The organism is Spiroplasma sp. ChiS, assembly GCF_002968355.1.
In the GTDB taxonomy this organism is placed as follows: domain Bacteria; phylum Bacillota_I; class Bacilli_A; order Mycoplasmatales; family Mycoplasmataceae; genus Spiroplasma; species Spiroplasma citri.
Genome location: NZ_PUUH01000196.1, coordinates 1 through 905 on the forward strand (window position 1 = coordinate 1; position 905 = coordinate 905).

Here is a 905-nt window from a genome sequence, read left to right on the forward strand (position 1 = left end):
TTTGAATAGGTTCTAATCATTCTTTAAAAACAAAATTATTTTTAGTAATAGCACTTGGAATATCTTTTAAATGTACATCTTGATAACCATTTAATGCATAATGATTAATATGTCTAAAAATATATTCAGTTAATTCTTGTTTATTTTCTTCTTTAAATTTTTGAACATTATATGCTAAAATACTTTCATTTTTAAAATTCTCTCCGTTTAAAGGAAATTGAAATGTAATACTATTTACTCTATTTTTTACAATATCATTCATTATTCACCTTTTTAGTAATAGCACTTGGAATATCTTTTAAATGTACATCTTGATAACCATTTAATGCATAATGATTAATATGTCTAAAAATATATTCAGTTAATTCTTGTTTATTTTCTTCTTTAAATTTTTGAACATTATATGCTAAAATACTTTCATTTTTAAAATTCTCTCCGTTTAAAGGAAATTGAAATGTAATACTATTTACTCTATTTTTTACAATATCATTCATTATTCACCCTCCTTACTAGGTAATTTGTCATATTTAGAATTATCTTTTAATTCTCAAGTTCAATCATCTTTATGTTTGTTGTGTTATCAAATTTTATATCCATTATCCATATATTCACATTCTTCATCATAATCAACATCTCCCCATCAACAATGAAAGTACAAATCTTCTTTATATAATATTTGTTGTTTTAATTCTGTAATTTCATTTTTAAGTGCTTCATTTTCTTCTTTTAGTTTGTTAAATTTAATTGATTCTGTTATATTCATTATTCATCCTCCTCAATAACAGTTAATTTGTCTAATTGTTGTTGTGTTATTTTAATATCTTTTAAATCAGCCCATCGTAAATCAGCATCTTTTAATTTAGCACCTCGTAAATCAGCACCTATTAAAATAGCATCTTGTAATT

4 protein-coding genes are annotated in these 905 nt (G+C 22.7%); all 4 read right to left on the reverse strand.

Going from position 1 to position 905, the window contains the following annotated elements; translation table 4 throughout:
* On the reverse strand, positions 1-262 hold a 262-nt coding region (locus C6B38_RS05515; protein WP_146693327.1), incomplete at its 3' end, for a hypothetical protein.
* On the reverse strand, positions 240-494 hold the full coding sequence (locus C6B38_RS05520; RefSeq protein ID WP_105298941.1) for a hypothetical protein: 255 nt from the start codon (positions 492-494) through the stop codon (positions 240-242). The genes C6B38_RS05520 and C6B38_RS05515, both read right to left, overlap by 23 nt.
* An 83-nt stretch (positions 495-577) precedes the next feature.
* On the reverse strand, positions 578-763 hold the full coding sequence (locus C6B38_RS05525) for a hypothetical protein (protein WP_105298942.1): 186 nt from the start codon (positions 761-763) through the stop codon (positions 578-580).
* Complete coding sequence (locus tag C6B38_RS12355; RefSeq protein WP_443028751.1) at positions 763-903, reverse strand: pentapeptide repeat-containing protein; 141 nt, start codon at positions 901-903, stop codon at positions 763-765. Before C6B38_RS12355 ends, C6B38_RS05525 begins: the two co-directional genes overlap by 1 nt.
* Positions 904-905: the final 2 nt, after the last annotated feature.